Source organism: Micromonospora sp. CNZ296 (genome assembly GCF_007827635.1).
The window spans coordinates 13,426-39,142 of record NZ_VISW01000032.1; the positions used below are offsets into that span (position 1 = coordinate 13,426).

Consider the following 25,717-nt stretch of genomic DNA (forward strand, 5'->3'; position numbering starts at 1 on the left):
ATGGGTGAATGCGGTGGCGTTGTCCGGTGATGGTCGTGTGGCCGTGTCGGGTTCGTCGGACGGCACGGTGCGGGTGTGGGACGTCGACGGCGGCCGTCTCCTGCGGACGTTGGTCGGTCATCGGGGTTGGGTGAATGCGGTGGCGTTGTCCGGTGATGGTCGTGTGGCCGTGTCGGGTTCGTCGGACGGCACGGTGCGGGTGTGGGACGTCGACGGCGGCCGGCTCCTGCGGACGTTGACCGGACACCCGATGGCGGTCACCTCTGTGTATCTCGGTTCGGACCAGCGGTCGGTGCTCTCGGCCGGCTACGACGGGCTCGTGCGAAGCTGGGATCTGGCGTCGAGCCGGACCGGCCCGCGAGTCCTCGGCCGGCACCGAGAGCGCATCTGGATGGTGTCGGCGGGTGTGACCGGCGCGGTGGCCGCCTCCGCCGGGGCTGATGGAACCCTGCGGACATGGGATGTCGCCCGAGCGGAGGTTCTCGAGACCTACGACCTGAAGGAGCCGGTCACGGCCTGTGCGCTGGTCGAGGTCGAGCACGGGTGCCTCATCGCGTACGGTCAACGCGACGGTCGGTTCGGCCTGCTGTGGCTGGCGATGGATGACTCGCCGGTGTCGTTCGGTCCGGCCGGGGTTTCATGATGGTCGAGGCGCTTGCACTGGTGGCAGGCGGAGTGGATACGCAAAGGCCAGCTACGAGGGCGAGGCGCGTGCGGCAGTTCATGCCGTCCACGACGAGGGCCGTCCGGCGGTGCTGCTCACCGCGCGCATGCGGTCTGAACTGTCTCCTCTGGTTGGCCGAAGCTAACAGACCGCGGAACTGGCGGGCTCCTGGAGCGCTCGGTCGGGCCACCGGATATCGCGGCGCCGCCATGCGGGGTGCGCCTGACCCGTCGGCCCTCCATCTGACGAGGGCACGGATAATTACCGCTCGCCCGGCCGCGCTTCCTGCTCAACTCGCGCGGCATGAAGGACCAGCGCGGGCTGATGCGGAGCTTGGGCTCGGGGCGGCGCACACGCAGTTTGACCTCGACACCGCGGCGATGCGTCAGCGCCTGCTGTTGGGAAACGGACACGCCCGCGCGGTGGGCGAACGGTTCCGAGGCGCCGCGCCGCACTCGCTCCTCATAGGCGAGCGCCGAGGGATAGCCGCGCTCCGGCTGGAGCTCGCGGCCCGGATGCGTGCTAGCCAAGATCGCAGGAAACACTCTCAACGAGACAGCCCCGCAGGGACCTGTGGCCCTAGCCGGGTTAGCGAGCAGTGATCAGGGTTGGTCGAGGATGCCGGCGAGGCGCAGGCGTTGCTGGTGGGTGTGGAGAAGGTCGGCGGCTGCGGCGGAGTCACCGAGGGCGTTTAGTTGGTCGGCGGTGAGCTGGTGGAGCTGCTGGTTGTAGGGGTCGATGCGGATCGCCGCTTGGAGCAGCCGCAGGCGCTCGTGCGGGTCGGTTTGTGCTGCTGCGGCGTTGGTGTGGGCGTCGAGTACCAGGCGGCGTGTGGCTTCGCGGGGTGGGTCGATCCATGGCCAGGTGTGGCCGGCGGCAAGGTCGCCGGTATAGGCGTCGATCACGGCCTGCCACCTGCCGGGTACGTCTGTGGTGGCGCTGTGGTGGGCGGCGGCCTGCAGTCGCCACAGGTCCACGTCGGTGCGTGGCTCGAGGTGGTAGCGGTCCTCAGTGTGGACAACCACCTGCTCGGCGCCGGTGCCGCGGATGGTCGAGCGTAGGTCGCTGAGGGTGGTATAGAGGCGGCCGGTGACGGTATGGGCGGGTAGGCCGGCCCAAAGGGCGTGTACGAGTTGCGTGGTGGTGGCGCCGTCGGGGTGTACGGCGAGGAAGACGAGGATTTGCAGGGCGGCGCTGCGGCGGATGGCGACCTCTTTGCTCTCGATGAGCAACGCCGGGCGACCGAGTACCCGCAGCTGGACCGCGGCCTCTGCGGCCTCGCTGGGCTGCCGCGGTGTGGGCGGTGGGACTCGGGTGGCTTGGCGGGGGATCTTTGCCTGTGCCCGGTTGATCGGCCGTACTGGTACGGATGCGGCGGGCTCGGGTGCTGCGGTGGTGGGTTGGGCCAGGACGGCGAGCAGGTCCGTCGCGGCGGTGCTGTCGAGGACACACATCCGTGGCCGGGGTTGCCCGGTCTGGTGGTCCACGGTGTGGCCGTGGCGGTCGACGCGCCAGGTGGGTAGTGGTGCTCCGGCGTCGAGGGTGACGACACGGGCGTTCGGCCGGAGGTTCGGTGGTGCCGCCGTCGCGGGTTCGGCGGTCAAGACGAGGCTGGGTATGCCGCGGTCGGCTGCGGTTGACGTGCTGGATGCAGGTAGCAGGGCGGCGGCCTGTTCGAGGGTGTCGATGACGTGCAGGCCCGGGATGGTGGCGGCGGTCTCGGCGACGCTGGGCAGGAGCCTGGCGAGGGCGCGGCTGGTGACGATCACCGGGGTCGTGTCGGCGGGGTCGCGCAGCGCGGTGAGGAGCCTGGTGACGAGGAGACCTCTGGCGGCGTGGTCGGCCCCGTGACCGGCGAGACGTAGGCCGGCCGGGGGCAGCGGCGCCTGAATGGCGCCGGTGGTGGCTGCTGGTGGTGGTTGGTCGGCGATGGCTGCCTGAACGGCGGTGACGGTGGTGGGCAGGGGTATCAGCTGGGTGGCGTCGGTGTCGGGTTGGCCGGGTTGGTGGGCGCGACGGCGGCGTAGCCACACCAGGGCCGCTGCGGCGGCGATGTGGTGGGCGGTGTCGTCGGGTAGCCAGCCGCCGGGCACGACCACCCCGCCCTGCTCGGTCTGGGGCGTAGCGGAGGGGTGCTGGAGTTCGTCGGCGGTGACTGGTGTCGGCGGATCTGGTGGATGGGTGGTGGGGGTGTGGGCGGTGGTGAGGGCGGCTGCGCCGGCGATGCTGGTGGCGGCGGCCTGCCATGGGGTGGGTAGCGGCAGGTGGCGTACCCATCGGGTGCCGGCGCGCAGTCGGCGGGCGGCTGTCACGGTGATGGTGTAGGCCATGCCGAGCCACAGCAGCCAGGCCACGGCGATGAGCCCTGTGGTGAGGGTTGCCGGGGTCAGCGGGTCGGTGAGCCAGTCGCGTAGCTGCGCGCTGGTCGGCCAGCCGGGCAGGTGCGCTCGGGTGAGGGTGGTCAGCAGCCACGGCGGTACCGCCAGGACGGCGAGCACGACGGTAGCTCCTGCGAGTCGCCGGGCCCCGTTCACCGCAGCTCCTCCCCCACGTGCGTCGGGTGGTATCCGGTTGGTGGGGTCATTGCGGCGGCCGGTGGGGGTGGTGGGGGCGTAGGAGGTGGGTCCACATCTGGCGTAGCCACCAGGTGGTCACGGCGATGGCGTAGATGGCGCCGAGGATGCCGGAGGCGGGCCAGGAGACCAGGGCGGCGGTGATGACGGCGAGGGGTGCGCTGAGGATCAGGCGCAGGATCGGCTGGGACACGACGGCCATGACGGTGCCGATGCCCAGGAGCAGGCCTCCGACTCGGCCGGCGAGGTCGATCCAGAGGATCAGGTGGGGCCACCGGTCGGCGGTCAGGCTGTATTGGATGAGCAGCATGCCGGCAGCGGCGGTGAGCACGGATCCGGTGGGGAAGGCGAGCAGTTTCGACCATCCGCCCGCGGGGGTGCGCCATTGCCGGGCGGCGATGAGGGCCATGACGGCGGCGGCGGTGATGGTCGGGGTGATCGGTAGCAGTGTCCAGCGCAGGAAGCCGTTGACGGGGTAGCCGACGTAGAGGCTTCCGACGACGGCGTACATGCCGCTGACGGCGACGCCGAGGGAGGCCGCGGCGAGGATGCCGGTTCCGGTGTGTGCGCCGGGGCTGGTCGGGGTGGTGGTGCGGTTGGCGATGGTGGAGGCGAGGACGGTGCCGGCGCTGAGGCAGGCGATGACGGCGAAGACGGCGGCCATTGTCAGCTCGCCCCAGTTGAGGATCGCTTCGCGGTACATGAGGGAGCCGCGCCACTCAGGCGTGAGCAGGAACTGGGAGACCAGAGCGAGGGACGCGAAGCCGGGTAGGGCGATCGCGGCCGCGCGCCGCACCGGCGGCACCGGCTCCTCGGGCGTGGTGGGTTCGGTGGTGGTGTTGGTGGCGCCTGCGTCGGCGGCGCCTCGGGCTGCGGCCAGGGTGGGCTGGTCGACGAGGGTGGGGGTGATGCCGGCGTCGGTGAGGGTCTGTGCCAGCAGGGGTAGGCGGGCGGTGCCGCCGACGCAGTAGACGCCGGTGAGGTCGCGGGGTGTGAGTTCCGCGGCGGTGATCGCTTCGGTGGTGAGGTGGGCGATGCGGTGCAGGACGGGCTGGGCGGCTTGGTCGAGCAGGCCGGTGTGGAGTACCACGGCCGGCCCGTCGGGGAGGGGCACGGTGACGGCCGGATGGTCGGTCAGGGCGTGTTTGCCGGCGCGGAGGCTGGCCGTCATGGCCCATCGTTGCCCGCCGGTGCCGGGTGGGCTGGTGGTGAGTGTGGTGGTGAGGGCGTCGTCGATGGCGGTGCCGCCGGCGGTCGGGTCGGCGAGGGTGGCGAGGACTTCGAAGCCTGCGGGGCCGCGGCGCAGGACGCTGACTTCGGCGGTGGCGCCGACGTCGCAGACGGCGATGTAGGCGCCGACGGGCAGCTGCAGGCCGGTGGCGAGCAGGTGCCCGGCGACGGCGGTCGGTGCGTCGATCATCTGTGGTGGTGGGAGGCCGGCGCGGTGTGCGGCGTGGCGCATCCAGGTGCGTCGTCGCGGGCCCCAGCCTGCCGGGACGACCAGTCGCACGTCGTCGATGCCGGTGCTGGCAATCTGGTGGGCTTGCTCGGCGACGTGGCGCAGGGTCGCGGCGACCAGATCGAGCGGGTCGACGTCGGTGTCGGCGACGGTGAGGCGCTGCTCGGAGGGTTGGCGGGGGTGCGGGATGAACCGGTGCGGTGTGACCGGCGCGGCCCGCCACGCGTGGTGGCCGGTCACGGTGGTGCCGTCCTCGTTCAGGAGGACGGCGCTGGGCAGGGCGGGTTCGCCGTCGAAGAGCAGCGGCGTCCAGGTGCCGTCCGGCCATGCCAGTACGGCGGTGGTGTCGACGCTGCCGTAGTCGATCGCCAGCCGCACCTGCCCCGATCGCATGGATGTCAGTCAAACATGAAGATCTCATTCACGTCATCCCTGAATCACTCACCGCAACCGGCCACGGCGCCCGGCACGGTCACAACAGTGAACGCCGGGACTGACGATCGCCCGTGCCACCTGCTGGTGGCGTCTGGCCACTTGACCTGCAGCGGCATCGTCAACGGCATGCCGCGCCATCGATCATTCGTCAGGAGGACACCATGCATGACTCCACCAATCCGATCTCAGCGCACGGACAAGCCGTGGCGAGCCGATGGACGCAGGCGGCGTTGTCCTGCGAGCCCGCGGACCAAACGCGCGCGGAGGCAGCCGTCCGCCTCGCCTACCGCAGCGCCGGGCATCCCGAGCCGTCGCGGTTCCTGTGGTGCCCCTCTCCCCCGGCCGCCCCTGCAGCAGGTGCGGCAGCTCCTCGACGACGGACACCCGTCGCTGGTCGCCTCGATCCGCCGCGGCGCCCTCAACGGTGCGCTGGCAGCAGCACGAGGCCCGATTTGGGAGCAGACCAGCGACCACGACCAGTTCACCGCCTTCGGCGAGTTCCACGACTTCATGGAATGGCACGGCTACTACGGCGAGCAGCGCTACGACGGCTTCGAGGCCCGCTACAACCTGATGGAGCACCGGTACCTCTGCAACCCGGTCACCGAGGGCGAGCGGTCCGCGCTCACACCGGTGCTGCAGGCGGTACGGCAGGTGTATGAGCAGGTGCTGGGTCCGGTCTGGGCGGCGGTCGACCGCACCCTCACCGGCGGCTACATCATGCAGTTCGCCTGGTTCTGGAGCGACGAGCAAACGATCGTGAAGCGCGACGACGAGGGACGCGCCGTGATCCGTTACTGCCTGAATCCTCGCGACTGGTTCTTCGATCCGGCCTGGAACCTCTACCCCGACTGGCTTGTGCTCGCCGCGATCGACACCTACCAGCAGGTGCTCGGTACAGCACCCACCCCAGGGTGGGAGGGATGCCGTGACGTGGCACTGGCGGCCGGGCCGTGGTGGCCCCTATCGGGGGTGGCCGTGATGATGCAGCGCCCCACCGTTCTGCGAGTCACCGGCGACGGCCTGCTGCACGGCGTCGACGAGCCTGCCGTTGTCTGGCCCGACGGCAGCACCGTGTGGGCCCGTGACGGTGCCATCGTCCCAACCGGGTGATCGCCCTGCCGGCGGGATCAGCGCCTCATCCGATTGCGCCTCGGCGCTGGAGGGCGGGTCCGTGTGGCGACCCGCCCTCCAGCGCGTCGGCGCCGCCGTCCGCGGGCGCGCGGGCGGAGCCGATGACGAATGGCTCAGACGTTGCCGTGCGTCGGTGCTTGTGCGGTCAGGCCTGAGGCGGTGCGAGGAGTTAGGAGCTGCAGGTGTTCAGCATGCTCTGCAGCGCGGACTTCTCCGACGACTGCAGGCTCAACCCCCAGTTGTACTTCACGGTGATCCACATCTTGCTGTAGGTGCACCGGTACGACGACAACGGCGGCTGCCACGTCGACGGGTCCTGGTCACCCTTGGACTGGTTCACATTGTCGGTCACGGCGATCAACTGCGGGCGGGTCAGGTCGTTGGCAAAGCTCTGCCGCCGGCTGGTGGTCCAACCGCTGGCGCCTGAACGCCACGCCTCGGCCAGGGGCACGACGTGATCGATGTCGACGTCGGAGGCGGCGGTCCAGGTCGCGCCGTCGTACGGGCTGTACCAGCGGCCCGAGGTCGCCGCGCAGCTACTGTCGGTGACCACGGACGTGCCGTCGCGCTTGAGGACCGTCTCGCGGGTGTTGCAGGCCCCGCTGATGGTGATCCAGTGCGGGAACAGATCCCGGGAGTACCCACTCGTCGACCCCTCGTTCTTCACCGTTAGAGCGTTGAGCTGCGACTGGGCGCTCGCCTTGGACGGAATGCCGGGCGGTGTCGCCGAAGCGACCGAGGCGTCGACGGCGACCAGGCCAGCGCTGGCGACCATCACGGCCGCTGCCCCGGTCAGGGCACGCCGTGCCACCGCAGATGTGGTGAGTCGTCGGGTGAGTCGCATGAGGGCCTCCTCGGGCATCCGTCGTGGACAGCGACCATCTCGCCCCATCATGTCCATCGATTGTCACCACTGTGAAGAGCGAGGAATGCTCCCGCGAACCCTGATCGCTGCTGTTCCCTGTCCGCACCACCGGCCCCGGGCGAACTCGCCTGCCCGCTGCCCACAGCCGATCGCGCCTGTCGAGATGGCGGCGAAACGGCGATCAGCAACGATCCGACGTCCTTGCCGCCACGTCCAAAGCTGACCGCCGCTGACCGTCGTCAGCCACTCGAACGGGCACGCGAGGGACACGCGACGCCTCACTCGTCGGTGGTCGGGCGAAGGCGTTCCCACTGCGGGTCGTAACAGACCAGCCCGTGGTTTGCCGCCATGCGAGCCGCCTCGGCCGACACCTCCTCGCACATGCTGTACCTCATGGTGAAGTAGACGAAAGGGCCCGATGCCTCGTCCATCAGAGGACCAGCAGACCACGGGCTCACGTCGTGCTCGTCATCAGTCATCTCGACCCACCGCTCAAGCAGCGCCAGGACGTAGGCACGGATACGCGGGGTCGGCGGAAGTTCCTCACCCTCCATGTACAGGGCGTAGAGCTGGTCGTAGGCCTCACCCGCAGCGCCGTCGTCGGCTGGCAGCTCACCCTCCCAGACCGCCAAGTCGTAACTCATGCCGGCAGTCTGCCCGCCATGCCCGACGCAGCCGTAGATACCAGCGGGCTGACGCTGGCTGAGCTGTGGATTACAAGATCAAGATGCGCGACCCGTCGACCTTCACACCTGGCCGTCTATCAGCGGAAGCACCTCTCGGCATCTCTCACCACTCCCCCACCACCCGGCGACCTCTTGCGGACTGAATGCGGACTGTCGCCGCTGCCGCAGCCCGTCTGGCTACTACCGTTTGAGCGCGAACTACCCTGACCGCCGTGACGACGATCGAGCAGCTTGAACGGAGCGCGTGGCCGGATCCCGCTCCCGACGCTACGTCTCTCGTAAGACGTTGCACCGAACTGCGACGCAAACCGCTCGCTGAGTTCACGGTCGAAGACCTGCGCATCATGCTCGGGCAGGAGATCGGCGTGCCGGCGCTGCTGCCTCTCGCGGTACAAGTACTGCTCCGCGACCCCATGACGGAAGGCGACTACTACCCGGGCGACCTGCTCTCCACAGTGCTGCGGCTTCCCGACTCAGCGTGGCTGAACCTGCGAGGGGAACGGAAGCGGCTGGCATCAGTGCTGGCCAAGCTCCTGACCTGCCCGCCGCTCTCCAATCCTGATCTTCGACCTCGCGACCCGGACCGACTGCTTCGCGACGACATCATGCGGTTCCTTGGTCGATGAGAGCGGATCTCCTCGTCGGGCAGTCGTAGACTGAACCGCCCCGGATCTTGTAGAGACCCTCCGGCAACCGGGGTCCCACGGTCCCATGGCCGGTGGGCCAGACCGGCGGCGAGTTGGTCTTGCCAACCCTGCCGAGTCCGGCTGCCACCTGACACACGACGGCCCCATCCCCTGTTGCCGCGATGTCGGTGGCGTGGCCAGCGGGGCATTCCTGCCGACACTGCTCCACCGGCTGGCCGCGTGCCCCCGGAATGCTCGACAGGGGCAGCTGCCGGAGCCGTGCGACGATACTTCGATGAACCACAGCAGCGTCGGCTTGGTCATCTGGGACGTTGACGGGACGCTCATACCCGCTGATTTGCGCTGGCTGACGCGCGCGATCGCTCGTGCGTACGGCATCGCGGAGTCCGAGGTTGTCTTCCCTGACAAGAAGGTGCATGGGTATACGGACGAGTCGATCGCCGTGGACACGGCGATCGCGTCGGGCGTGGACCCGTCAGCTGCGGAGGCGGGCATACCCGCCTTTCGTCAGGCCATTGCCGCGGTCATGCAAGAGGGTCGGCAGGAGTTGGCTGAGGTTCAGCCGCCGTATCCAGGCGCCGTGGCGAGCATCGCGGAGCTGCACGAGCGTGGCTTCATCCAGACCGTGCTGACCGGGAATCTGCGTTCGGCCGCCGACGTGAAGCTGCACGTGGCGGGCTTGGATGAGTTTCTTGATCTTCGCATCGGCGGGTTCGGATCGGACGCTCGCGATCGCTTTCAGCTTCCGGCGGTCGTAACGCAGCGCTATTCCGCGATCTACGGTGCTCCGCTCGATCCTGCTCAAGTGATCGTCATCGGGGATGCGCCTAACGACATCGCTTGCGCACGTCACGCCGGCTTTCGTGTCGCTGTGGTCGCTCACCGGCTTAGGCGTCAAGAGCTGGTCTCCTACGAGCCTGACGTGGTACTAGAGAATCTTGACCCGATGACAGTGGTGGCCGCCGTCAGTTCGCTGTTGAGTGCGGGCGGGTCGTCAGCTGCTTGTTAGGCGGCCATCTGCTCCTCGAGTTCGAGGACAACTGGCTCGTCACGCCATCGTGCCAACCGCTGTCGGGCTCGTTGGGCTCGAGCGATGCCTCGATGGTTTCCGCCTGCTTTTAGCTGGTCGTAGGTGTGGCCAAGCAGGGTGCAGGACTGTTCAAGTTCGCCGGCCTCGGCGTAGGCGCTGGCGAGGTCTACGGCTGCTGCCAAGGCGACGTTGACGTTGGCGTGGTCGTGTTCCAGCATCTGTACTGCGCTTTCGAGCACGGTCACGGCCTGGCGGGGCTGGCCAAGGAGGAGATGGCATGTGCCCGCATAGACGTGGAGGCGGGCGCCGCTCCAGTCGCTGTAGAGACCGACACAGTCAACAGGAGACAGATCGTTGACCGCTTCTTCTGCCCGCTTCAAAGCCGCCGTGGCCTCGCGTGGAAGTCGCAGGGCGGCGAAGGCTTGGGCCTGTTCGGCAGCTAATCGAGCTCGTGCGGCGGAACTGAGGTCGGTGGACGCGCGGGCGGCCTCGTCGAGTAGTCGCAGGCCAATCATAATGTCACCGTCTGCTTCGATCAGTGTGGCGGCTTCCGAGTGAAGGTTGCTCTCGAAGATGCGTGCGGTCGCGCTGACCCTGTGGTTACCCAGCCTGTCGCCGAGCTGGCGAGCGTAGGCACAGTGAGCAAGCGCGAGGGTTCGGTTGCCCTGTGCGCTCCACAACCGGCTAGCGACGATCGAGGCTTCGGCGAGCATCGCTCCGATGTCAGTACGAATGGGCGCATGGCCGGCCTTGCGGTATAGCGTGGACAGGCAATCACGGTGGGCCTCGATCAGACCGAGTAGCGCGTCGGGCGACACGGCCTGGCGCTGCTGGGCCAGCATGCTGGTGAGCGTGGAGAAGCTGTTCCACTCGCCCATCAGGTAGTCGGTTCCGGACGTGCGCGCGAGCATTTCCCCGGCTTTCGAGGAGTACGACGGCGCCCCAGCCGCCTGGAATTCCTGAATGGCAGCCACGCCGTTTCGCACGCGCTTGGTGCTGGCGAGTCGGATGCGATCGTATTCCCGGGACAGCCTGCCGTCGGTTCCCAGCAGTTCGTCGCTCCGGGTCCAGAAGTCACGCCCTACGCGCTGACGGCCGGTCTCCACGTTGGCGATCGTGCTTCGCCCATACCTCACCAGTGGCGCAAACGTCTCTTGCGTGTAACCAGCGGCCTTGCGGCTGCGCGCAAGCATCTGACCAAGGGCGCTCCAGACATTGGCCACGTCTTGCGGTGGCACGCTCGGCATCAGCAGCTCCCGACTAGTACGGACGCTCGCGCAGGGGCGAGACGCGGTGGCCTGGGAGCACTGTAGTGCAGGATCGCGATGCGTAGGCCAACCAGCGGCTTCTTCCAACAATCTCCGACAAAGTTCCAACATCACACTCGCAGGTGGTCCGAACTCGCGTGACCTGCGATTCCGCGTCCGTGACCTAGAGCTGGCCGAGGCTGACTATGAGCTTGCAGCCAAGTACCGCGTTGAGGAAGCCGATCGACAACGAGATGGTGTGCGCCAGCACGAGTGCGTGATCCTCAACCCCGACCGCCAATGAAGGGGCGTCTTGTCAAGGAATTGTCAGACGTTGACGATGAGCCTTGCCGACCTCGAGCGTATTCGCCTTCAGTCACTCTCGTCGCCGATGGCGCATTCCGCGTTTCGGTCCTGAACGCCTTACCACCGAACCCATCACGGACTGCGTTCCCGGCGGCACAGGTACCGATGATTGATTGACGAAATCTGAGGGGATCCCGGATGCCGGATCATGATGAGCTGAAGCGTTACGGCTACACACAGGAGTTGGCACGCCGCCTTCGATTCCGGGACCTGGTCGCGTATGGCTTGGTGTATATGGTGCCGATCGCGCCGATGGCGATTTTCGGCAGCGTGTACGCCGGCTCCGGCGGGATGGTGGCCCTGGCGTACGCGGTCGGTGTGGTGGCGTTGGTGTTCACCGCGTTCTCGTACGCGCAGATGGTGAAGGCGTTCCCGATGTCGGGAAGCGTCTACAACTACGCCGGCCGGGGCATCAGCGCGCCGGTCGGTTTTCTGGCCGGTTGGGTGATCCTGCTCGACTACGTTCTCGTGCCGGGCTTGCTGTATCTGGTGGCGTCGGTGGCGATGCATGCCACCGTGCCGGCGGTGCCGGTGTGGTTGTGGCTGCTGGGGTTCGTCGCGGTGAACACGGTCGTCAACTCGGTCGGCATCCGCATGACCGCGATGGTGACTCGGGTGATGCTCGTCGGCGAGCTGATCGTCCTGGCGGTCTTCCTGGGCGTCGCCTGCTGGGCTCTCGCCTCGGGTAGGGGCCGGTTCAGCTGGGACGCGTTCTACGACGCCGACACGTTCACCTGGTCGGTGGTGGCGGGGGCGGTGTCGATCGCTGTACTCAGTTTCCTGGGTTTCGACGGCATCAGCATGCTGGCCGAGGAGGCCAAGGGCGGTTCTCGGCAGATCGGCCGGGCGATGGCCACTGTCCTCGTCCTGGCGGGGGTGTTGTTCATCGCGCAGACGTGGCTGGCCGCGATGCTCGTCCCCGACCCGGGCGTGCTTCTAGCGCAGGGTGATCCGAACGGCACTGCCTTCTACGGCGCGGCCGCGGTGGCTGGCGGTGGCTGGCTGGCGACGCTGTGCGCGGTGGCGACGGCGATCGCATGGGGTCTGCCGAATTCGATGGTCGCGCAGGTCGCGACGTCCCGGCTGTTGTACGCGATGGCCCGCGACCGGCAGCTCCCGAGCTTCTTGGCGAAGGTGTCGGTACGCCGGAACGTGCCGATCAACGCGACCCTGCTCACCGGCGCCGTGTCCCTCGCCCTGGGCCTGTACATGGCCACCCGCGCTGACGGGATCACCCTGCTGTCGTCGCTGATCAACTTCGGGGCGATGGTCGCGTTCCTGGTCCTGCACGTCTCCGTCGTCGTGCACCACCTCATCCGGCGGCGCAGCGGCAACTGGTGGGCGCACCTGGTCATGCCGGGGATCGGGTTCGCGATCTTGGCCTATGTGGTGGTGAACGCGAACATCGCCGCGCAGCGCCTCGGCCTGGCCTGGCTCGCTCTCGGCATGGTCGTGCTCGCCGGTCTCTACCTGTCCGGCCGCCGCCCGTCGCTGTCCGGCCTGGCGCCAGTGCAGCGGTCCGCTCGTGACCTGGAGCGGGTGTGACCACGATGTCTTCCGGAAGTCACTTCACGTATCGGCCGGCGCGTGACGAGTTGGCCTACACCTTCGGCGGGCGGATCCCTGTGGCGCATGTGCGCTCCGGTGACGTGTTCACCGTGCACACCGAGGACTGCTTCGGCGGCCGGGTGCGCGGTCCGGCGGATCTGCCGTCGCAGGTGTGCGCGATGCCGTATCTGAATCCGGTGTCGGGGCCGTTCTTCGTCGAGGACGCCGAACCCGGCGACACCCTCGCCGTCCACATCGCCTCGATCGTTCCGGCTCGGGACTGGGGTGTGTCCGCGACGTTCCCGTACTTCGGGGCGCTGACCTCGACCCCGCACACCGCGACCCTCCAACCACCCCTCGACGAGCGCGTGTGGGTCTACCACATCGACCCCACCGCCGGAACCGTGCGGTACTGCGCCACCACCAGCGACAACAGCGTTGAGCTGCCGCTGGATCCGATGATCGGCACGATCGGCGTCGCCCCCGCCGCGATGGAAACGCGCGCCACGATCGTCCCGGACTACTACGGCGGGAACCTCGACACACCCGAACTGCGCGCCGGCACCACCCTCTACCTCGGCGTCAACGTCCACGGCGCGCTCCTCGCCCTCGGTGACGGACACGCCCGCCAAGGCGAGGGTGAAGCGTGCGGGGTCGCGGTGGAGATCGCCACCGTCACCACCCTCGCCGTCGAGGTCATCAAGGGCGGCCGTCCCACCGCGTGGCCGCGGCTGGAAACAGACACCGCGATCATGTCCGTCGGCTGCGCCCGACCACTCGAGGACGCCTACCGCATCGCCCACCAGGACCTCACCACCTGGACCGCCGACCTGTGCCGTCTGGACACCCTCGACGCCTACCAGCTCATCTCCCAAGCCGGCCGGGCGCCGATCGGCAACGTCTGCGACCCCAACTACACGGTCCTCGCCGCCATCGACAAGGCCCACCTCCCCCAGCCGCAGCCCGCCTACGCAGACGCCCACGCCCGGCTCCGTGACCTCATCCAGGGGCAGCGATGACCGCTTCGGTGCCCGGGCTGCCGCTGCGCGACGAGCTGTACCTGCTGGCCCACAACGACGACACCGGCCAACCCCACATCCACCGCCAAGCCCTGGCCCTCGGTCTCGCCGGCGCCGTCCTCATCGACCTCGTCCTCACCGGCCGCACCACCCTCGACGGCCACGGCCAGGTTGGGGAGCAGCGGGTTCGGTTGCACATCGACCGGCCCGTCGGCGACCTCATTACCGATGCCGCCCTCACCAGCCTGCGCCACACCCGGCCCGCCCCACCGCTGCGCCACTGGCTGCGCGGGTTCGCCGACGACCTCTACGAACGCACCCGCGCCGGCCTGCACGCCGCAGGGATCCTCCGCCACACCAGCCACCGCCGACTCGGCGGACTGATCCGCGCCGACACCTACCTGCCCACCCACCAGCGGTGGCCCGTCATCGCGCGCGCTCGCCTGCGCTACCTCGCCGACGGGCGCGAGCAACCCGACAACCACACCGCCGCCCTCGCCGGACTCGTCGTCGCCCTCAACCTCACCGGTCACCTCTATCTCCACGACGACACCACCACCGTCGCCGCCCAGCTGCGCGCCATCGCCGAGCAACACCACCGGCCCGTCCGCGACATCACTACCGCCGTCGACGCCGCCATCGGCGACCTCGCCACCGCCACCTACCGCTAACCACGAGGAAGGAACCCCCGACACCGTGATGCTCCCCTCGACGGTCCCCACCCGCCTGGCGGTGAACCTGGTCGGCAGCGTCCTGCTCGCCGACTGCTTCGCCAGCTCCCCCGGCCATCCGAGGCCCGCGTCGACCGCGCCCACGGTCGCCGGCAGCCGATCCGCCACCACGCACCCCAGCGCCACCGGGCCAGGATTGACCCCGTGGCAGCGGCTCACCGCCCTCGCCGACCCCATCGACACCACACCCGGCGAGGCACCGAAGAAAACGAACGAGCACCTGCCCGGCGGCTTGCACCCATACCTGCCCGACGCACTCCTGGAAGACGCGGACGTGCTGGCCGGGGCGGTAGCGCCCGGAGAACTGGCCACCGACCTCGCCTATTCGCGGGTGCTCATCAGCGGTGTCGTCGCGCTCGTGAGCAGCCAGTACCTCAACCAGGACCTGCGGGCGACGAGCCTGCGTGTCATCGCCGACATCCCCGGCATCACCTACCGCGGCCAAAGCACCGACCTCGTCGGCTGCACCGGCCTGACGTTCACCGTCACCGCCGACGGATCCACCTCGCAGCTCCTGGTCGACCCGCAAATCGGCGAGGTCCTCGCCGCGCACGAACGGCTGACCGGCCGCCGGGCGGGCCTGTTCTCGTACGTCCTCATCCTCGAACGCGGCCACACCACCCACGCCGGCGGCCCCGTCGGACCCTGACCGGCCGGCCACCAACCTCCACCGTCGCAGGCGCGATCAGCAGCAGGGGTCGCCCAAGCTGCGACGCGTAGCCACGGCAGCACCAGGCCACCGAATCATCGCCACCGCCTACCGACAACGGCGAAGGAAAGAGGTACTTCCTCATGGATCTACGCACGTGGACCGGCTCTGGCCGTCGAACGGGCCCGAGAAAGCAACCCCGCCAGGAATGGCAGGTGCGAGCACCTGGGAGCCGTCGGTGATGTCGTCGCACCTGCAGACGCCGGACGCCGGCCCCACGCCAGATCGGCCGCGCTACAGAACCGAAACGACACCTCCGCACACCCCGCTACGGCCGACCTGGGCATGCCGGGCCTGCGGTCAGCCGTGGCCATGCCCGCAGGCCCGGCTGCTGTTGAAAGTGGAGTACGAATCCGCGCTCCCCGCGCTCTCGATCTACCTCAGCGGGCTGATGTTCGAGGCAATGCGCGACCTGTTCCACCTCAACCCACACGACGGACCGAGCCCGCAGGAGATGTTCGACCGCTTCGTGGCCTGGGGCCCATTCCGAAGATCGATCCTCAAGCAGCGGTGAGCAAGCACCGCAGCCTGCCGCTGGTGAGGGGACCTCCGCGACGGCTGGCCGCGACGTCCCCTCTACATCACCGCACGACAAACGCTCGCATCACCGCCCCGACGGCGGCCTGATACGCGCTCATCCCCGTTCGCGATCAAGGAGGAATCTTGAGCATCACCGCAGACAGACCCGTCACGACCGTCGCACAGGACCCGCGCACGCTCGTGTCGACCGAGGTGTTCGACAAGCTGACCCGCTACTTCGCCGCCCGGCAGGAGGTGAGCCACACCTACGCCGAGCGTGCGGTCGGGCAATTCCTGGTCTTCCTGAAGGCCCACGCCGACCAGGCCGGCAAGCCCGACTTCGGGATGCTCCTGCCGACCGGCGAGTCCTACCGGGTCGTGCCCACCCGACCGGTCGACGCCGTCTGGCACGCCCTACTGCAGATCAGCGAGCCCTACACCGCCGCCTGCCACCAGATCGCCGGCCACTACGTGCACCACCGCCCGATCCTGACCGAAGCCATGCGAGACGGCACCGCGATCACCTACACCCTCGCGGCGTTGCACGACACCGGCTACCAGATCGACATGGAATTCTGGGGCGGTGAGGCCGAGTCCTGCTGTCCGCCGAACCCGCCGCAGCCCGGCCGGTAACAGAAGAACCTGATGCGCAGCGACTGGACGACCCTGCCCCGCAGCGTGATCACCAGGATCACCGACCAGGTCGGTGGAGCGTTCGAGGCATCCCCGGCACCCGACGGCAACCACGCACAGATCGCCTCGACCGTCACCGGCCCGTCCGGACCGGTCTTCGTCAAAGCAGCCTTCGGCGAATGGGCCGTCCAGTCGCTGCGCTACGAGCTGGCCGTCACCCAAGCCGTCGACCGGTACCCGCCGGCGCTGCGGTGGCACTTCGAGGCCGATGGCTGGCTGGTGGTGGGGACCGAGCATCTCGCCGGCCCCCACCCCGACCTATCCCCCGGCAGCCCCGATCTCGACCTGCTCACCGCCGCCCTGAAAGACCTCCAGCAGACGCCGGCGCCGGGCGATCGGTGGTTCACCCCGGCCGACCGGCTCGGGTTCACGCACCCGGCGATGGACGGCGGGACACTCGTGCACTCCGACCTCAACCCGACCAACCTGATCATCACCCCGCACGGCCTACGCATCGTCGACTGGGCCTGGGCCACCAAAGCAGCGGCATGGGTCGAACTCGCGCTACTCGTCCAATGGCTGATCGGCAGCGGCCACACCGCCGACCAAGCCGAAGACTGGCTCGGGCAATTCCCAGCCTGGACCGCCACAAGCGCTGACGTGCTCAACCATTTCGCCTCGGCCAACGCCGCGAAGTGGGCGACCAAGGCCCGACACAACACCGAGCGCTGGGTGCACGACCTCGCCCGATGGACCGGCGAGTGGGCGATCCACCGGGCCCACGGGGGCGTAGCTCAAGGCCGTGAGCCACGGCCGAGGGCCCGGCAGTCTTGACAACCGGCAGGCTGCACAAGATCACCCCACGCCCCAGGATCTCGGCCCGACCAGGTCAGGGATGAACTCGCGCGCTGAGCGCCCGAACCGCAGGGAGCCAACAATGGCCGATCCGCTCGACACCGAGCTCACGAAGATGGCTCGCGCTCGACTGGTCGACACGTTGCTCGCCGACGGTGCGATCACCTCACCGGCCGTGGAAGCGGCATTCAGACGGGTCCCGCGGCACCTGTTCACGCCCTCGGGAGTCAGTGTCGAGGCCGCGTACGCCGACGACGTGGTGGTCACCCGACGCGGCCCGGACGGCAAGGCGACCAGTTCGATCTCCGCGCCGTGGCTTCAAGCCGCCATGCTGCACGCCGCCCACCTTCAGCCCGGCGCACGGGTGCTGGAGGTCGGATCCGGCGGCTACAACGCCGCGCTCATCGCCGAGGTCGTCGGCCCATACGGCACGGTCACCAGCATCGACATCGACCCCGCCGTCATCGCCCACGCCCGCACCGCCCTCGACACCGCCGGCTACCCGCACGTTGCGGCGGTGCACGCCGACGCGGACGAAGGATGGGCGGCGGCCGCCCCGTACGACGCCATCATCGTCACCGTCGAGACCAGCGACATCCCACCCGCCTGGACCGACCAGCTCACCCCCGACGGCGTCCTCGTCGCCCCACTTCGGATGCGAGGCCACACCCGCTGCCTCACCCTCGTCCGCGACAGCGGACACCTCGTCGCCACCAATGCCCTCGTCTGCGGCTTCGTCCCGATACAAGGCGCCGGCGCCAACCCCGTCACACCACACCACCTACGCGGCGACGACGTCACCGTATTCATCGACGACCCTGTCACCGAGGCCCTGGATCTCCGCGCGCTGCCCGCCGCCCTCAACGGACCTCGGCACGACACCTGGTCACCGGTCACCACCCCACCGGCGACCCCCTTCGACACCCTGCAACTATGGCTGGCCAGCCAACCCCACCCTCACGGTCTACTCGCCGTCGATCGGCAACGCGCCGCCGACCTGGCACCGCAGAACTGGGTGGCCTGCCCGGCCCTGCTCACCGCCGACAGCATCGCCTACCTCGCCACCCGCCAACTCGACAACACCACCTGGCAGTTCGGCGCCCACGGCTACGGACCCCACGCCACCACACTCACCGGCCACATCCTCGACCTCATCGCCGCCTGGAACCGCCACCACCGACACCAACCCGGCCCACACATCGCCGTCTACCCCACCGGCACCGCACCCAGCCCCACCAACCACCTGCGGCTACTGATCCCCCGCCCGCACACCACCATCGCGATCACCTGGCCCAGCAAGGGCCCCTCCACGCCTGCGCGAAACACCGCCGCAAACATAAGGCGGCAGACCGGTCTGTGACGGCGTCCTCGCCCAAGTTCCATCCCCGCCTCACGCCACTCCTTGTGTAAGCGGTCAAAGGGATCTGCGGGCCGCAGCGACTCCGCAGGCCAGCACGGACGCGAGCGCGATCAACGCGATCCACAGCCAGGGCACATCCCGTGCGGCCGGACACCGATCGACACCGCCAATCCCAACTGAGCCAGCAACAGCACACACACGGCGACGCTCAGCGCCCGGTACGGCAGAGACGGCCGGACCTTGGCCGAGGGGCGGGTCAGGTAAGAGTTGGTCCCGCTGGGGCACCTGGGACCGTCTCTCGGCGGTTGTGGGCCATAAGGCTTCGTCTCGGCGGTGCCCCGGTGACGAGATGCGGAGGCCCGGTTCCGACGTCGAGCATTTGCTGGACCTACCGCCCCGAGTTGGTGGTGGCGCATCTCCAAAGCCACTAGGTTGGCCGCCGGCAAGGGCCGCAAGGACAAGGGTGTCGAGCGGCGTTGCGGCGGGACTGCGATGGTCCCGCAGACCGAAGGGGGTGGTTAGTGGCGAAGCACAGGGCAAGGCCTTCAAGCCACGGTCCGACTGCGGGCATGAGCCGGTGGCAGCGTGCGGGCGAGGGCGCAGCGACCCTGCTGAAGCTCCTCTTTTGGATGCTGATGTTGGCCAACGTCCTGACCGGGAGCGCCGGGGGCGGGCACACCTGGCTCAATAGGCCAGGTGTGCCCCTTCCGGGGTGTCAAGCCGCCGCTCGGGCCTGGACAGTTGCGAGCGTCGGCCTCCTCATCGCTCTGTATCGCGTTGGAACTGACAACCTGATACGGCGCGAGTAATGGGCGAGACTGCCTGACGGACCGGAGCGAGTCAACACAGGGCTGTGGTGTGTTCTGGTCCTAGGTATCACCTGGGCGGGGACGGTGATGTTCGCCGTTCCCGCCCGTCTCGTCGCTACCTGACGCTGCCCGCTGCCCATGCCGCTAGTTCATCGCGGTGGTAGATGTTGGCGGTCCCCCCCTTCTGCCCGGGGTAGCCGCTGCCGCTCTGCGATCAGCAGAACCTCCATGTGCGGCGGATCCTCTGGCCTCCAGAGCAGACTGCTGTCAACGCCAGCTAACTTTTTCAGGCGGAGCCGACAACTGCCGCAGAATCAGCCGAGCAACCCTCCCCCATAGGCTCTCGCGTTTCCCGTACGGTGTCCCCTGCGCCGTAACGAGCAAATCACTGTATGCGTTGGCATCTCGCGGGGGCTGGGACTGATGTTCGGAGACAGAGCCAATGATCGGCTGTCCTTGGCGAACCTCGACTTCCTCGGCGACGACGACACGCTGCGCACGAACGCCGCACACGCTGTCGACGAGTTCGCTTCCCGGTCCGCGCCGAGGCTTCACTCCGGCCAGGACCGCACCGCGTCCGTGAGCCTGCTCCTCACCAGAGCCGGACAGGTGGACGATGTGACGATCAGCCGCGACTGGCGACGCCAGGCCGGCGTGACCCGTATCGGGGATGCCGTCTACGAGGCATACACCGGCGCGCTGAGAAGCCATCTCGAAGCCATCGCGCTTGAGGAGTTGCAGCGAGACCAGCCCGCCCCAGCACGACCAGCACAGCCGCCGGCCACCAGCACGGAACCCGAACTCGACGACGACCTCTGGCTGCAGCGCACCTGGGGCGCCCTGCATCACAACGACGCCGAACTCGCCCGGCTAACCCACGCACCGGAGCAACCCGAGCAACGGACGATCTCCAGTCCACACGGCTGCCTAACGCTTCACCTGCGCGGCCCAGGCATCACGGCGATCACCGCGGATGCGGGGCGCGTCGCCCGGATGGACACCCAACAACTCCGTTTCGAGACCCGATCACTCTTCCGGACCTACGAACTCGCCCACACCAGCGAGAGGCAGGCGCGGCGATGAAAGACCTGGCAGTGATCACCGATGCGCTGCGCGACGAGGGCAAGAAGTGGCTGGCGATGTCCGACAGCATCGCGAAGGTCAAGACAGCCGCCGAACAGCTGCATCTTGAGCCGTCCGCCTTCTTCATCGGCGACGCGAGCGTGGTCCTGCACGCCGTCTCCTACCGGGACTTCCACACGTTCATGGTGCGGATCCTCAACGGCGCCGTCACGGAGTTCGATCAGATCGGCGCGGCGCTGCGGCGCATCGCTGACGAGTACGACCGGGCCGACGAGGTCATCTCCCTGGACCTCGACAAGATCTACCGCGCATGACGATGGAAGGCAGTGCAGGTGCAGCCCGCAAGCAGCGACCTTGAGTACGGCGAGCCGTTCAACAAGGCGTTCGACCAGATCCGCTCTGGCATCGACCGAGCCGTTGGCTCCTTCAACGACATCGTGGAACGCGTCAACGAGCACAGGTGGCTCCTCGGACCCGCAGGGCTGTGGTGGATCAAGCAGAACCTCGACGCCACGCGCCGCGCCATGACCATGGTGCTCGACCAGGTCGACCACGCGCTGGAACGCCAGGTGCCGGTGCTGTCGCTGATCAACGTCAGCTTCCGGTGGGTCAACGACGTCAAGACTCCCGTCTCCGAGTTGTCGTTCACCGCCACCGAGCCACGCAGCGACAACATCGCCAAGTGGAGCGGTGACGCGGCGATCGCCTACAACGCCAAGGCCACCAAGCAGAAAGCCGCGATCGACGAGTCGGTGCTGAAGGCCGAATTCATCAGCCAATGGCTGTTCAAGATCGCCCGCTCGAACGTCGACTACGCCGTCGAGCTGGCCAAGATCGTCACCGGACTCGCTGGCAAGCTGGCGCAGGCCGCCACCGAGGCCAGCACCGTCATCGACATCCCCTGGGCCATCTCCACCCTCGCCAAATCGGTCGGTGACCTCGTCACCGCCGGCCTCAACACCCTGCTGACCGTCGGGCAGCGCTTCATGGACGCCCTCGGCAACATCCGGGACATTGCCACCCAGGTCGGTGACTACTCGAAACTACCCGGAAGCCAGTGGCCGCAAGCCGTACGAGACTGACCCAGCACGACACGTCCCTCTCCAGAGGCCATAGCATGCGCTACCCGGCAGGCGTGGGCATTCACGCCAATCGGAAAGGCAGGGTTCCGGAGCGACGAGTCAAGGCCGCTCAGGCCGTCGGCACCGCCGCTTGCGTGGCCCGCAGAATCGCCAACGACTTCTCCGCCAACACCGAGTTCGCAACGTACGATTCGCCGCCGACGGCGAGCCACACCTTTACCACCAGGTTGCCGGTACGCGCGTGCACCATGTACTCGGCGTACCTGAACCCCGGTGATGACCGCTTAGTGAAAGCCTCCGCCTCCTCCCCCACGCCCGGCACCGCTCCGGCGGGCGTCATCCCCGTAGCCCGCCGCGTCCCGCGATACAACTGCCGCGCCTCCTCGGCCGTCGCAAGCGTCGACGCCTCAACCCGAAGATTCGCCTGATAGCCAGCCTTGGTGCGCATCTCGAACAGGCAGGCGGCACCGGGCCGAGCCACCGGCGGCTGCGGATCTTCGCGCGTCACCTCGGACGCCAGGTCCGCCACGACCTTCACATCCGTCCTCGCGCACAGGTCCAGCCCGTCCGCGGTGTATGCCGGATCGTCAGGTGCCGTCGGCCTGGCTGTCACGCCGGCAGCCGAGGCAGATGGCGGGGTAGGCGCCGCGATCGGAGCGTCATCGGCGTTGTCACAGCCGGCCATCGCTACGGCGAGCAGGAAGGCAGCAGTGGCGGCCGGGAGACGGACCGAGGTAGACACGACCCGAACATACCCGCTGTCACCGGACACGACTGTCCGCGCAAGCGACGACTAGGGTTCACGTATGGCCGCCCGTGAGACACCGGAGCAGATAGCCCGCACGCGAACGGTCACCGCCGACGCGGTCCTCGGCGGCAGTGTCGACCTCCGCGTCTACCCGTACCGGCTTCTCACCGTCCTGTCGCATCGTGGCGTGGGCGGTGACCAGGTCACGCAGGCCATCATCGCCGCGGAGGTGCTGGAACAGTTCGGCTGGGAACTGATCACTGTCTCCGAATTCGCGAGCAGCAGGATGGTCTACGCGATCATGCGCCGACGGTGACGCCAGACTTTCCATGACTACCGCGGGGCGCCGTCGCGGAGGCGGCTGCCCGCGCCGAGGGTCTGGTCCGCCTGGTAGGGGTTCGTCCGCGTCAGTTCCTCGACGTCCGAGCAGCCACGGAGCAGCCACGATCACCGCCGCCCAAGCTGCAATTGGTGTTCGGGCACCGGCGTCAGCACCGGCGGCACGGTCACGGTTGGTGAAAGCCCCCTACCACGGGTCGGCAGGCCAGTGCAGAGCTGCGTCTGGAAACGCCGCTGGGCGGCGTCTTGCCGCCCTCCCCGGGGCCAAGCTTGGATCGAGTCCGGCGCATCCGGGTACTTGCCCCCGTTGCTGACGTACGCGGCTCCGGCGTCCGCGAACAAGCACGCTCACCTGGGCGGATGAGAGCTGCGTGGTGGGGGCTCGTAAGCCTCGATCAGTGTGGCGGGCATTTTGCAGTTGTAGGTGAGCTCGTCGATAGCGACCCGGCAGGCCAGTGCGGCTGCGGCCACCACCGCGCCTGGCGGCGTTGAGGACACCGGCTCGTCGCAGCCGTATTCCGGTGTGGCGTCGGTCTTGGAACCGGGCGCCAAAGGTTCGTGGTGGCGTTCCGCGCCGCGGAGGGGAAAGCGGTCAACCCGAGCGACGGCCCCCTGCCGCTGAATGCAGACGGACACAACCGGTGTGGGAATCTGACTACTTGCCCAGGTGAGCAGTGCCGTCGCGCGTGCGTCTGCCGTTGCGTCTACGACCAGATGATGTTCGCGGAGCAGCTTTACCGCCTGCTGAGGAGTCGTCAGCCTGTCGAAGGTGCCCTCGACCCCGCTCGTGTCGAAGCCCAGGGCGGAAAGGCGAGCCTTCACTGCGACGACTTTCGGGAAGCCGACAAGGCCTTCTCCTGCCAGGTGGCGTACCAGGTTCCCTGGTCGTAGTAGTTGTGGATCGAGAAGCGTCAGGTGCCGGATACCATGCCGAAACAGCAGGTCAGCGACGAACGAGCCGACGGCACCGGCACCGACGACCGCGACGTGCCGGTCAGCCAAGTCGGATGCCGCCCAGCCAGCTCGCAGCATACGGGTCGCCACACTCGTGTCAGCCGCCTCACACGCACGTACCTCGATGGGTGGCCTCTCGGACAGTGCTGGACTGACAGCAAGCGCCAGGACGCCGTTGGCGGTATGCCTTCTGTAGCGCAGAACAACGAACTGAAGGACGCCGATGGACACGAGCCATGTGAAATGCTGAGCGTCTGCGCCGAGGACCTCACACAGTGAGGACGCATCCTGCACCGGCCGATCCAGATGGCCGACGTCGGCGATCCAGGCGAGAGCACGGTGCTTCCGGCCTATCTTGATGTTTCCGGTGCTTCGGCCGTGCGTTCTGCGTCGATCGGGGCGACCGGGGTGCTTTGGTGGTTGCTGCGGCTCGTCGGTGATCTCCACGCGGTGGCCGCTGTCGCTGGCATGGGTTCGTACGCAGCCCTTGACGTTGGCGAGCCTGTCGCGGTCGTACAGCACGAGACGGGGGTCGCTGGGGAGGTACCTCTCCAGGTCACAATCCTCGTCGCCAGGCCAGCCAGCGTCGGTCTGCCGCAGCCACGCAGCGACTTTGCGCAGTAGCTGACCTGGGTCACGCCAGGGCGCGTTGTCGAAGGGCACGCTTGTCGGCCACAGGCAGAGGGAACCGTCGGCGTCGCGGTGAAAGGTCATCTGCAGCGGCACCCCGGCGTCGAGGATGCGAATCTGCGGAGGGCTAAAGGGAAAAGCCGCGGTCAGCGTGACCTCCACGGTGGCTGTCGCTTCCTGCCCGCCGCAGGGCTGCCACCGCAGCGGACCGCGCTGTGTCTCGGTGTCACCATTAATGCCGGCGGCAGCGAGGTCGCGGCGGAAGTTGTCACGCTCGTCGGTGAGGTCCTTCGCCCATTGGCCGATCATGCGAAGCGTTCGTTTCCCGCCGGGACAGGCGCCGCGACGACGAGCCGGCGGGTCACACCTGGGTCGGCATTAAGAGCGTCATGCGCCGCAGCGGCAGGTCTCGAGCCGAGAGCGTGCGCGGTTCGGGCGAGCATGTCGTCGGTGTGATGAGCCTCGGCGATCGCCGTAAAGTCGCGCAGGGCCGCCTCGAGCCATTCGAAGAAGCGTCGAGGGCGGGCCGGGTGGCCAATCCACCGGTCGGCGAAGTTCTCGCCGGACTCAACTGGGTTGGCGATGACGTATCTGCCGAGCTTGTAATCGACGTGTGTCGGCATCTGCTCAACGACGTGGTGGAGCACGTCGAACAGGCCGCCTCGGGGCTCATACGACTGGGCGGCGAGGGTGGTGATGATGATCGAGGAAGGTCGGTTACCAAGGTCATCGGTGAAGAAGATGTCGCGGTGCCGCTTGAGTGCTTGGACGGTGCGCTGAAGCGTCGTCTTGAAGAAGCGCCTCGGCAGGGCTTCGACGTCCATCTGTCTGTTCTCCGCGACCCTGACGGCGCCGGCTCTCCACTCGTCGTACTGGACGTCGAGGAACCAGTCCGCATAGTCGATCGGGGCTGAATGGTGCCACCTGGAAGCCTGCGTGTCCGTCACCAGGATGCCGTTCGGCCCGGCTTCGAGGTTCGGGATGGCTGGCAGGATGTCCATGTGGAACGGCAGGGTGTCGTGTTGGAAGGTCCAGCACCGGCGGCCCTCGTCGTCCAGCGTGAGTCCCAGCTCTGGGTGCTCCTTGGCGAAGTGCTTCAGCGCTTCCCCGACGTCTGCTTTCAGGTCGTCGCGCGAGGTCTCGGTCTTGTCGAGGTCGTGCCTGCACACCATGTCGAGGTCGTACTCGTCGCGTCGGTGGATGAGCGCGGTAACGGTGCCCAGCCTCATCGACCCCTGCGGGTAGAGGGCACCGCCGGCTTCGTTGTCGGCCCAGTAGTCGCGGAGGAAGGTGCACGCCACCTTGTATGTGGCTTCAGCAATCAGGTATTGCTCTTCGGGGATGTCAAACGATTCGATGCCGGCGCCGAGCACTCGGGCAAGCCGATCATCGCGGCTCATGTTCATGGTGGTCCTCCAGTGCGTGATAGTGGATCTCGGTCTGGTGGCCGCCAAGGGACAGTGATCCGTTTCGGCGGCGCCGGTGAGACCGTAACTGACGGCTACGACAGGAATCGGGTGAGCGAGTTGCCACGGCAGCCGAAGCAGTCACGAACCAAGATCGTGCGACCGAAGATCACGGAGCTGAATAGG

At 68.0% G+C, this 25,717-nt stretch carries 24 protein-coding genes; 16 read left to right on the forward strand and 8 right to left on the reverse strand.

The window, feature by feature from the left end:
- The coding region (locus FB455_RS31850; RefSeq protein ID WP_186466476.1) for a WD40 repeat domain-containing protein at nucleotides 1-643 on the forward strand (643 nt) is incomplete at its 5' end.
- A gap of 623 nt (nucleotides 644-1,266) precedes the next feature.
- On the opposite strand, the gene FB455_RS31855 is transcribed toward FB455_RS31850, so the two are convergent.
- On the reverse strand, nucleotides 1,267-3,162 hold the full coding sequence (locus tag FB455_RS31855; RefSeq protein WP_013284965.1) for an AfsR/SARP family transcriptional regulator: 1,896 nt from the start codon (nucleotides 3,160-3,162) through the stop codon (nucleotides 1,267-1,269).
- A gap of 82 nt (nucleotides 3,163-3,244) precedes the next feature.
- A complete protein-coding gene (locus FB455_RS31860; protein WP_013284964.1) occupies nucleotides 3,245-5,089 on the reverse strand; it encodes an Hsp70 family protein in 1,845 nt (614 codons plus the stop codon).
- Between the two features lie 399 nt (nucleotides 5,090-5,488).
- Between FB455_RS31860 and FB455_RS31865 the strand changes: the two genes are divergently transcribed.
- The gene (locus FB455_RS31865) at nucleotides 5,489-6,244 is read left to right on the forward strand and encodes a DUF6745 domain-containing protein (RefSeq protein ID WP_013284963.1); all 756 of its coding nucleotides are present in this window, start codon (nucleotides 5,489-5,491) and stop codon (nucleotides 6,242-6,244) included.
- A 190-nt stretch (nucleotides 6,245-6,434) separates the two neighbouring features.
- Here the strand turns inward: FB455_RS31865 and FB455_RS31870 are convergent, their stop codons facing one another.
- Both FB455_RS31870 and FB455_RS31875 read right to left on the reverse strand, forming a co-directional pair.
- On the reverse strand, nucleotides 6,435-7,109 hold the full coding sequence (locus tag FB455_RS31870; RefSeq protein WP_013284962.1) for an HNH endonuclease family protein: 675 nt from the start codon (nucleotides 7,107-7,109) through the stop codon (nucleotides 6,435-6,437).
- A gap of 299 nt (nucleotides 7,110-7,408) precedes the next feature.
- A complete protein-coding gene (locus tag FB455_RS31875; protein ID WP_013284961.1) occupies nucleotides 7,409-7,774 on the reverse strand; it encodes a hypothetical protein in 366 nt (121 codons plus the stop codon).
- 254 nt (nucleotides 7,775-8,028) lie between these two features.
- Here FB455_RS31875 and FB455_RS31880 point away from each other — a divergent pair, with 254 nt between their 5' ends.
- Nucleotides 8,029-8,442: a contact-dependent growth inhibition system immunity protein gene (locus tag FB455_RS31880; protein WP_041798886.1), complete on the forward strand. Its 414-nt coding sequence runs from the start codon at nucleotides 8,029-8,031 to the stop codon at nucleotides 8,440-8,442.
- A gap of 295 nt (nucleotides 8,443-8,737) precedes the next feature.
- Complete coding sequence (locus FB455_RS31885) at nucleotides 8,738-9,472, forward strand: HAD family hydrolase (RefSeq protein ID WP_041798884.1); 735 nt, start codon at nucleotides 8,738-8,740, stop codon at nucleotides 9,470-9,472.
- Here FB455_RS31885 and FB455_RS31890 read toward each other — a convergent pair.
- Complete coding sequence (locus FB455_RS31890) at nucleotides 9,469-10,740, reverse strand: helix-turn-helix domain-containing protein (protein ID WP_013284958.1); 1,272 nt, start codon at nucleotides 10,738-10,740, stop codon at nucleotides 9,469-9,471. The genes FB455_RS31885 and FB455_RS31890 overlap by 4 nt on opposite strands.
- Before the next feature lie 504 nt (nucleotides 10,741-11,244).
- Here FB455_RS31890 and FB455_RS31900 point away from each other — a divergent pair.
- The 11 genes from FB455_RS31900 to FB455_RS31950 all read left to right on the forward strand — a co-directional run bounded on the left by FB455_RS31900 (nucleotide 11,245) and on the right by FB455_RS31950 (nucleotide 21,454).
- Nucleotides 11,245-12,651 carry an APC family permease gene (locus FB455_RS31900; RefSeq protein ID WP_013284957.1) on the forward strand — a complete coding sequence of 469 codons (1,407 nt, stop codon included), beginning with the start codon at nucleotides 11,245-11,247 and terminating at the stop codon, nucleotides 12,649-12,651.
- 5 nt (nucleotides 12,652-12,656) lie between these two features.
- On the forward strand, nucleotides 12,657-13,673 hold the full coding sequence (locus FB455_RS31905; RefSeq protein WP_041799197.1) for an acetamidase/formamidase family protein: 1,017 nt from the start codon (nucleotides 12,657-12,659) through the stop codon (nucleotides 13,671-13,673).
- The gene (locus FB455_RS31910; RefSeq protein WP_013284955.1) at nucleotides 13,670-14,344 is read left to right on the forward strand and encodes a GOLPH3/VPS74 family protein; all 675 of its coding nucleotides are present in this window, start codon (nucleotides 13,670-13,672) and stop codon (nucleotides 14,342-14,344) included. Before FB455_RS31905 ends, FB455_RS31910 begins: the two co-directional genes overlap by 4 nt.
- Nucleotides 14,345-14,369: 25 nt before the next feature.
- On the forward strand, nucleotides 14,370-15,053 hold the full coding sequence (locus FB455_RS31915; RefSeq protein ID WP_114919794.1) for a hypothetical protein: 684 nt from the start codon (nucleotides 14,370-14,372) through the stop codon (nucleotides 15,051-15,053).
- Nucleotides 15,054-15,294: 241 nt separating this feature from the next.
- On the forward strand, nucleotides 15,295-15,627 hold the full coding sequence (locus FB455_RS31920; protein WP_013284953.1) for a hypothetical protein: 333 nt from the start codon (nucleotides 15,295-15,297) through the stop codon (nucleotides 15,625-15,627).
- Nucleotides 15,628-15,776: 149 nt separating this feature from the next.
- Nucleotides 15,777-16,265, forward strand: coding sequence for a glycine-rich domain-containing protein (locus FB455_RS31925; RefSeq protein ID WP_145755676.1), 489 nt, complete (start codon nucleotides 15,777-15,779; stop codon nucleotides 16,263-16,265).
- A gap of 12 nt (nucleotides 16,266-16,277) precedes the next feature.
- Nucleotides 16,278-17,099, forward strand: coding sequence for a protein kinase family protein (locus tag FB455_RS31930; protein WP_145755702.1), 822 nt, complete (start codon nucleotides 16,278-16,280; stop codon nucleotides 17,097-17,099).
- A 103-nt stretch (nucleotides 17,100-17,202) separates the two neighbouring features.
- Nucleotides 17,203-18,480, forward strand: coding sequence for a methyltransferase, FxLD system (fxlM, locus tag FB455_RS31935; protein WP_013284950.1), 1,278 nt, complete (start codon nucleotides 17,203-17,205; stop codon nucleotides 18,478-18,480).
- 1,265 nt (nucleotides 18,481-19,745) lie between these two features.
- On the forward strand, nucleotides 19,746-20,372 hold the full coding sequence (locus FB455_RS31940; protein WP_244879738.1) for a hypothetical protein: 627 nt from the start codon (nucleotides 19,746-19,748) through the stop codon (nucleotides 20,370-20,372).
- The gene (locus FB455_RS31945; RefSeq protein WP_013284948.1) at nucleotides 20,369-20,686 is read left to right on the forward strand and encodes a hypothetical protein; all 318 of its coding nucleotides are present in this window, start codon (nucleotides 20,369-20,371) and stop codon (nucleotides 20,684-20,686) included. Before FB455_RS31940 ends, FB455_RS31945 begins: the two co-directional genes overlap by 4 nt.
- A gap of 18 nt (nucleotides 20,687-20,704) precedes the next feature.
- Entirely contained in the window at nucleotides 20,705-21,454 is a 750-nt protein-coding gene (locus FB455_RS31950) for a hypothetical protein (RefSeq protein ID WP_240322308.1), read from the forward strand.
- A gap of 109 nt (nucleotides 21,455-21,563) precedes the next feature.
- Here FB455_RS31950 and FB455_RS31955 read toward each other — a convergent pair whose 3' ends face one another.
- Complete coding sequence (locus tag FB455_RS31955; protein ID WP_240322307.1) at nucleotides 21,564-22,196, reverse strand: hypothetical protein; 633 nt, start codon at nucleotides 22,194-22,196, stop codon at nucleotides 21,564-21,566.
- Between the two features lie 64 nt (nucleotides 22,197-22,260).
- Here FB455_RS31955 and FB455_RS31960 point away from each other — a divergent pair, with 64 nt between their 5' ends.
- Entirely contained in the window at nucleotides 22,261-22,518 is a 258-nt protein-coding gene (locus FB455_RS31960) for a hypothetical protein (RefSeq protein ID WP_013284945.1), read from the forward strand.
- A gap of 371 nt (nucleotides 22,519-22,889) precedes the next feature.
- Here the strand turns inward: FB455_RS31960 and FB455_RS31965 are convergent, their stop codons facing one another.
- Nucleotides 22,890-24,434 (reverse strand): ThiF family adenylyltransferase, encoded by a 1,545-nt coding sequence (locus FB455_RS31965; RefSeq protein WP_013284944.1) that lies wholly within the window; start codon nucleotides 24,432-24,434, stop codon nucleotides 22,890-22,892.
- Entirely contained in the window at nucleotides 24,431-25,531 is a 1,101-nt protein-coding gene (locus FB455_RS34475; protein WP_013284943.1) for a nucleotidyltransferase domain-containing protein, read from the reverse strand. The genes FB455_RS31965 and FB455_RS34475 overlap by 4 nt, the downstream gene beginning before the upstream one ends.
- Nucleotides 25,532-25,717: the final 186 nt, after the last annotated feature.